The 6,899-nt window shown below is 63.4% G+C and carries 6 protein-coding genes and 1 pseudogene; 3 read left to right on the forward strand and 4 right to left on the reverse strand.

Features of this window, described 5'->3' with window-relative positions; translation table 11 throughout:
• The 3 genes from QZ213_RS22360 to QZ213_RS22370 all read left to right on the forward strand — a co-directional run.
• The coding region (locus QZ213_RS22360; protein WP_291688270.1) for a YdcF family protein at positions 1–440 on the forward strand (440 nt) is incomplete at its 5' end.
• A gap of 89 nt (positions 441–529) precedes the next feature.
• A complete protein-coding gene (locus tag QZ213_RS22365) occupies positions 530–1,318 on the forward strand; it encodes a DUF169 domain-containing protein (protein WP_291688271.1) in 789 nt (262 codons plus the stop codon).
• A gap of 70 nt (positions 1,319–1,388) precedes the next feature.
• Positions 1,389–2,570: a saccharopine dehydrogenase NADP-binding domain-containing protein gene (locus QZ213_RS22370; RefSeq protein WP_291688272.1), complete on the forward strand. Its 1,182-nt coding sequence runs from the start codon at positions 1,389–1,391 to the stop codon at positions 2,568–2,570.
• An 8-nt stretch (positions 2,571–2,578) separates the two neighbouring features.
• On the opposite strand, the gene QZ213_RS22375 is transcribed toward QZ213_RS22370, so the two are convergent.
• The 4 genes and pseudogenes from QZ213_RS22375 to QZ213_RS22390 all read right to left on the reverse strand — a co-directional run.
• Entirely contained in the window at positions 2,579–3,853 is a 1,275-nt protein-coding gene (locus QZ213_RS22375; RefSeq protein WP_291688273.1) for an O-antigen ligase family protein, read from the reverse strand.
• A gap of 51 nt (positions 3,854–3,904) precedes the next feature.
• On the reverse strand, positions 3,905–5,422 hold the full coding sequence (locus QZ213_RS22380; RefSeq protein WP_291688275.1) for an undecaprenyl-phosphate glucose phosphotransferase: 1,518 nt from the start codon (positions 5,420–5,422) through the stop codon (positions 3,905–3,907).
• Positions 5,423–5,563: 141 nt separating this feature from the next.
• Positions 5,564–6,697, reverse strand: coding sequence for a glycosyltransferase family 4 protein (locus QZ213_RS22385; RefSeq protein WP_291688274.1), 1,134 nt, complete (start codon positions 6,695–6,697; stop codon positions 5,564–5,566).
• Between the two features lie 2 nt (positions 6,698–6,699).
• Positions 6,700–6,899: pseudogene (locus QZ213_RS22390) on the reverse strand (polysaccharide export protein); the annotation flags it as partial.

A 6,899-nucleotide genomic window follows, 5' to 3' on the forward strand; every position in this document is an offset into this window, starting at 1 on the left:
CGCGTATCATCTATTCCGGCGGCAGCGCGAATCTGATCGATGCCGACGCGAGGGAAGCCGATTTTGCCGGTGCACTATTCGAGCGCCTGGGCGTCGCCAAGGATCGGCTGATCATGGAGCGGCGCTCGCGCAATACAAGGGAGAACGCCGAGTTCTCCAAAGAACTGGCGGCGCCGAAAAGCGGCGAGCGGTGGCTGTTGGTAACGTCGGCCTATCACATGCCCCGCTCGATCGGCACATTCAGAAACGCCGGATTTGCGGTTGATGCGAATCCGGTCGACTGGCGCAGCGGTGGATCAGGCGATTTGCTGACGTTCTCGCCGTTCGCGCTCGATGGGCTGGAGCGCACGGAAATAGCGGTGCGCGAATATCTGGGCCTTGCGGCCTACCGGATATCGGGCAAAACCGGCGAGCTTTTTCCGGGACCAAATCCAGGGTAGGGCGCGGGTCGCGGTTGGCGGATAAACCGGCTAGGATGAAACCTCAAAACGCGTGCAGCGGTCAGCCTGCCGTCGAGGGAGTGAAATTCATGCAGCAAGCAGCAGCGGTGCAAGAAAAAATCGATCTGCCCACCATGGCGGCCGATCTGAACAGCCTGCTTCGCCTGAAGACTACCGTGATCGGCATGAAGATGTTCGCCACCGTCGAGGAGATGACGGCGGTCCCGAAAATCCGCCGTCCCTCGGCGGTTCACACCACCGACCAGATCGTCAGCATGGCCTCGCGGCTGGGCTGGACGGTGGGCATCACATCGGACGATCTCGTGGGCGCGCAATGCCGCGCGGTGATCGGGCTCGCGCCGCGCGACGAGAAATGGCTCGCCGGAGAATCCTATGTCGGCGTCTGGCATGGCACCGCGGAAGACGCCCGCAAGCGCCAGGAAGCGCTGGATGTCGTTCCCTTCGGCCAATACCAGGCGCTGGCGGTGAGCCCCCTGGTCAGCGGCCGGCTCGATCCGCCGGATATCTGTCTGGTCTACGCGACGCCGGGTCAGATGATCATTCTGATCAACGGGCTGCAATATACCGGCTACAGGAAATTCGAATGGGGCGTCGTCGGCGAGACCGCCTGCGCGGATTCCTGGGGGCGGGCGCTCAAGACCGGCGAACCCAGCCTGTCGCTGCCCTGCTTTGCCGAGCGCCGCTATGGTGGCGTACCGGACGAGGAGATGCTTATGGCACTGTCCCCAACGCACCTGGCGAAAGCAATCGTCGGCATGAAGCAGCTCGCCAAGAACGGCCTGCGCTATCCGATCGCGCCCTATGGAATCCAGGCCGACGTGCGCGCCGGAATGGGTGTTTCCTACGCCAAGAAATAGTACAACAGGGCATCGAGGCGATCCGGCCTTCGCGCTGACCGCTGAGAGACCACCACAAGGATTCGATTTTATGAAGTCTGCGTCGAAATTCGACATCGTTGTCTATGGCGCCACCGGTTTCACCGGCCAACTGGTCGCCGAATATCTTGCCACGCATTACCGCAACGACGGCAATCTGAAATGGGCGATGGCTGGGCGCAGCAAGGAGAAACTCGCCGCCGTGCGCGACGCGATCGGCGCGCCGGCCGGGACGCCGCTGATCGTGGCCGATGCCAGCGACGCGGTGTCGCTGAAGGCGATGCTCGGCGAGACCAAATCCGTCATCACGACGGTCGGCCCGTACCAGCACTATGGCAACGATCTCATCGCAGCCTGCGCGGCCTCGGGCACCGACTATTTCGATCTCTGCGGCGAGCCGGTCTGGATGCGGCAGATGATCGACAGGCACGAGGCCGCTGCGAAAGCCAGCGGTGCGCGCATCGTGTTTTCCTGCGGCTTCGACTCGGTGCCGTTCGAGCTCGGCGCGTTCTTCGTGCAGGAAGAGGCCAAACGCGTGTTCGGCGCGCCGGCCTCGCGCGTCAAGGGCCGCGTGCGCGACATGCGCGGCACGCTCTCCGGCGGTACCGCGGCAAGCGGGCGGGCGACCTTCGAGGCAGTCGCAAAGGATCTCAGCCTGGTGCCCATCCTGAACGATCCGTTTGCGCTGACACCCGGCTTTAGCGGCGTGAAACAACCGAAGGGCAACAAGCCTGCTTTTGAGGAAGACCTGCAATCCTGGAGCGCGCCCTTCATGATGGCGCTGATCAACACGCGCAACGTCCATCGCTCCAACATGCTGATGGGATTCCCCTACGGCAAGGAGTTCGTCTATGACGAGATGGTTCTGACCGGACCCGGCGAGAGAGGAGAGGCCAACGCAAGGAAGGTGATGGCTGTGAACAACGAAAAGACCGGCCCCAACGCGCGCAAGCCGGGCGAGGGACCTTCAAAGGAAGAGCGCGAGAACGGACTTTATGACCTCCTGTATATCGCGGTCGCGCCCGATGGCCGCCAGGTCCGCGCGTCGGTAAAAGGCGATCGCGATCCCGGCTATGGCTCCACATCAAAGATGATTTCCGAATGCGCGATCTGCCTTCTGCGTGACACGCCCGAAGTTCCCGCGGGCTTCTGGACGCCGGGCGCGGCCATGCAGCACAAGCTGATCAAGCGGCTTGTCGATCATGCCGGCCTGACGTTTGCCGTCGAGAAGTAAAGCCGGCGCTAAGCCGCGCTCGTGTCGGCAGGCGCCGTGCGCGCGCCGTCCGAAGCCGCCTTGTAGCGCTGGGCCGCGGCGAACATGCCCCACATCGCGCCCAGCATCATCCAGAAATGGCGCCAGTGGTCGGTGTCGATGATGAAGCTTTCGCCGACCGTGCCGAGAAACGCCGAAAAGATCGCGAGATAGGCCCGCTGCCAGGGCACGGGTATGAAGAGGTGACGGAAGCCCATGATCACGGTGATGAACACCAGCGCCGGATAGCAGACGCCGGCGAGCCAGCCGCCGGACATGAAGGCGTTGAGATAGGAGTTGTGGGTATCCTCGGGGAAGTAATTGTGGAACTGCAGCGGCCCGATCCCGAAGGGAACGTCGAGCGCCATCTGCGCGCCGAGGATATGCCGTCCGAACCGGCCGAAACGGCCCTCGTCGTAGCTCTGATCGAAGCTCGCGCGCTGCTTGAACATTTCGCCGACGGAGTCGAACGACAGCAGCACCGCCAGCAGCATCACCACGGCAATGACGGCAACGACCGACACCACGATGATGCGCGAGCGCTGCGCGAGCGACTGGCTGGTCAGCACCATCAGCGCCAGCATGAAGGCCGAGGTGAGGACGAGCCCTCCCCACGCGGCGCGGGAAAACGCCAGCAGGATCGCGAGCGCCATGATGCCGAGCGCGATCGTGCTGCGCAACGATTTTCCGAGGCGGTCGGACACGACGCCTTGCAGCACGAACAGTGCGGGAAGGATCAAGAACGCGCCCAGCACGTTCGGATCCTTGAAGGTGCCGCGGGCGCGCTCATACAACGTCAGCAGGTCATGTCCGCCGGGGACGAGATTGAAGTATCCGGCGATGGCGGTGGTCGATGCGATCAATGCGCCGACGATCAGGCCGCGGCGAAGCATATCCAGCCGGGCGGCGGTATCGTCGGCGACGACCATGGCGAAGAACATCACGGTGAACGCCATGTACCAGGAGGTCGCGATCCAGTTGGCGACCCCGGTCGTATCCGTGACCGGAATGGCGCCGATGGAATAGCCGATATTGAGCAGGACCAGCAGCAGCAACAGCGGCATGAACACCAGCCGCAGCCGCAGACCCGTAGCGACGAAAATGACGGCGGCGGCGAGCGTCATAAGTTCGTAGGGGCTGGGCTCGACGAAAACGATCGCGCCGCTGGCTCCAACCAGCCACACCAGCGCGCGGTGCAGCGCCAAGAGGCGCGGCGGAGATGTCGCCGCTGAAGCAAAGCCCTCGGCCGTCGCCGCATACGCCATTACACACTCGCAGACTTACGCAACCCGCACGCAACGCCTCAACCGGACGTCCTAATAAGCGTTCTCGTTCTTCGTCATCAACGCCAGCGGCGTCCTGAGAAGAATATAGAAATCGAACAGCACCGACCAGTTCTCGATGTAATAGAGATCGAACTCGACGCGCTTCTGGATTTTCTCTTCGCTGTCGATTTCGCCGCGCCAGCCGTTGATCTGCGCCCAGCCGGTGATGCCGGGCTTGACGCGGTGGCGCGCGAAATATCCGTCCACCGCCTCGTCGAACAGCCGGCTCTGCAATTTGCCCTGCACCGCATGGGGGCGCGGGCCCACCAGCGACAAATTGCCCTTGAACACGACGTTGAAGAGCTGCGGCAGTTCGTCGAGGCTGGCCTTGCGGATGAAGCGTCCGACGCGGGTCACGCGGCTGTCGTTCCTGGTCACGACCTTCGCAGCGGTCTGATCGGCCTGATCGTGATACAGCGAGCGGAACTTGAAGACGTCGATGCGCTCATTGTTGAATCCGAACCGTTTCTGGCGGAACAGTACCGGCCCCGGACTGTCGAATCTTACGGCCAGCGCGACCAGCGCCATCACCGGCGCCGCAAACAGCAGAATGATCCCGCCGACGACGTGATCGAACAGCCACTTCATCACCATATCCCAGTCGGTGATCGGGGCCTCGAAAACGTCCAGCGTCGGGACCTTGCCAAGATAGGAATAGGAGCGGGGGCGGAAGCGCAGCTTGTTGGTATGGGCGGATAGCCGGATGTCCACCGGCAGCACCCACAATTTCTTCAGCATTTCGAGGATTCGCGTCTCCGCCGAAATCGGAAGCGCGAACAGCACGAGGTCGATCCGGGTGCGGCGGGCGAGCTCGACGATGTCGTCGACCTTGCCGAGTTTCGGGCTGCCGGCACAGGTCTCCAGCGCGCGGGTGTCGTTGCGGTCGTCGAATACGCCGAGGATATCGATGTCCGAATCGTCCTGGGCCTTGAGCGCCTCGACCAGTTGCTCCCCGTTCTGGTCGGAGCCGACGATGATGGTGCGGCGGTCGAGCCGGCCTTGGCGGGCCCAGCCGCGTACCATCGAACGCAGGAGCAGCCGTTCGGCAATCAGTGCGGCCAGACCGACGAAGAAGAACGCCGACAGCCACAGCCGCGACACTTCGTTGCCGAGTTTGGCGAAGAACGATGCGCCGATGAACAGCAGGAACACGAACGCCCAGGATGAGATTATCCGCGTCATCTGCCGCAGCTGGCTGCGAAACACCTCGACTTCATAGATATCGGCGGCCTGAAAGCAGATCACGGCGGTCGCGGTCATTCCGAAAATCGCGGCGACATATTCCCAGTGAAACCCGTCCAGCCGCGTCACATATCCGAGGTAGAGCGTGACGCCGATCAGGCTGAGCAGGAAGAAATCGGCGACGCGCACGGCGCCGGCGATCACGATCGGCGAATAGGCCCGTTGTACTTTCTGGTTGGCGACGGCGAGCGCGGCCTGCGACAGCCGGCGCCGCCGCTCGATCGGAGGGTGATTTGCTGTGGCCGCGGAAGCCGCGGCATCCAGCATCGAGCGTGCGTTGATCAGTTCCACTGGTCCCACTTCCGTATCTCGCACAGGCATCGAGGCATGCGCGCGCCGAGGCGGAATTCCCCGCCACTCGGCTTAACGGACAAATCGGAAGAAACGGTTATCGCTGGTAACGGATGGTTAACGATCCGCAAACGCTTCGCGGTATCCCGCCAGCACGCCTTCAACCATCGCCTTCTGCGAAAAATGAATGAGGACTCTTTCCCGCAGTGATCTTGCGCGGTCCAGCGCAGCGGCGGGATCGGAAAGCGCGGTCTTGATCGCATCCGCCAGCGCGTCGACGTTGCTGGGCGCAAACAGCGCGTCGGTATGCGGGCCGAAAATTTCCGGAATGCCGCCGACCTTGGCGGCCACCATCGGAATTCCGGCCGCGGCCGCCTCGATCACGACATAGGGCATCGAATCCCCGCGCGAGGGAACCACCAGCAGGCCGCCCTTGGAAAAGCCGTATCGCGCCTTGACATGGCCGATGAAGCGCACCGTTTCGGTGAGGCCGAGCTTTTGGACCCGCGCCTTGAGCGCGTCCATTTCCTCGCCGTCGCCGCCGAGCGTCAGCGTGACCGGCTTGCCGTCGGCGCGCAGCCGCGCCACCGCGTCGATCAGGAGATCGGCGCCCTTGATCTGCCTGAACTCGCCGACATAGGCGAGATCGGTGGCGTCGGCCGCCTTCACGATCGGATCGAATTCGTCGGCGGTGACGCCGTTGAACACGCAGCGCACCAGTCCCTTCGGTATGCCGATGGTGCGCTGATAGGTGTCACGCGCGAACGCGCTCTCGAACAGGAATAGCTCGGTGTTGTTCATCAGCGCGCGTTCCAGGTGGCCGTATAAGGCGCCCTTGAACGTATCCAGGGGGTAGTGCAGCGAGCCGCCGTGCGGCGTATAGATACGGATCTTGTTTTTGGATCGGCGTCTCAGGCGCACGAAGGCGCCGGCTTTGGCGCCATGGCCATGCAGCACGTCCGGCTTCAGCCGCCGGATCAGGAACATGAAGCGCAACCATACCAGAAGGTCCGTGGGATGAGGCTCGCGGCGAATGGCGATGCGCTGAACGCCGAGCTTGAGGCGGGGGGTGATTTCCTTCAGCGCCGCCTCGGCGCGTTCGCCGCCCGTCAGGCTGTCGGCGATAATGCCGACGTAGTGGCCGCGCTCGGCCTGCCCGTTGGCGAGGTCCAGGATATGGCGGAAGATTCCGCCGACCGGCGCGCGCACCGCGTGCAGGATACGAAGCGGCTGGTCCGGGTTGGCGGTCATGGTCAGAACCAGCGTTCGCCGACGAGAACGGTATCGCCCGGGCTGACCGCGGTGCCGAGCGGCACCACCACGCGCATCGAGTCCGAGCCGTCGGTGTGGGTCAGGGCCGCGACTTCGCCGAGGATGAAGAACGGCCGGTAGGATTCGATCTCCACCGCCACCGAGGGATCGCGGATATAGCCGTTGCGCAGTTTGGCGGCGA

Source organism: Bradyrhizobium sp. (assembly GCF_017881085.1).
GTDB lineage: Bacteria > Pseudomonadota > Alphaproteobacteria > Rhizobiales > Xanthobacteraceae > Bradyrhizobium.

What these genes read in the sequence shown, in the direction of transcription:
- QZ213_RS22365 (WP_291688271.1), top strand. Translation starts at nt 530, where the DNA reads ATGCAGCAAGCAGCAGCGGTGCAAGAAAAAATCGATCTGCCCACCATG.
- QZ213_RS22370 (WP_291688272.1), top strand. Translation starts at nt 1,389, where the DNA reads ATGAAGTCTGCGTCGAAATTCGACATCGTTGTCTATGGCGCCACCGGT.
- QZ213_RS22375 (WP_291688273.1), bottom strand. Translation starts at nt 3,853, where the DNA reads ATGGCGTATGCGGCGACGGCCGAGGGCTTTGCTTCAGCGGCGACATCT.
- QZ213_RS22380 (WP_291688275.1), bottom strand. Translation starts at nt 5,422, where the DNA reads ATGCTGGATGCCGCGGCTTCCGCGGCCACAGCAAATCACCCTCCGATC.
- QZ213_RS22385 (WP_291688274.1), bottom strand. Translation starts at nt 6,697, where the DNA reads ATGACCGCCAACCCGGACCAGCCGCTTCGTATCCTGCACGCGGTGCGC.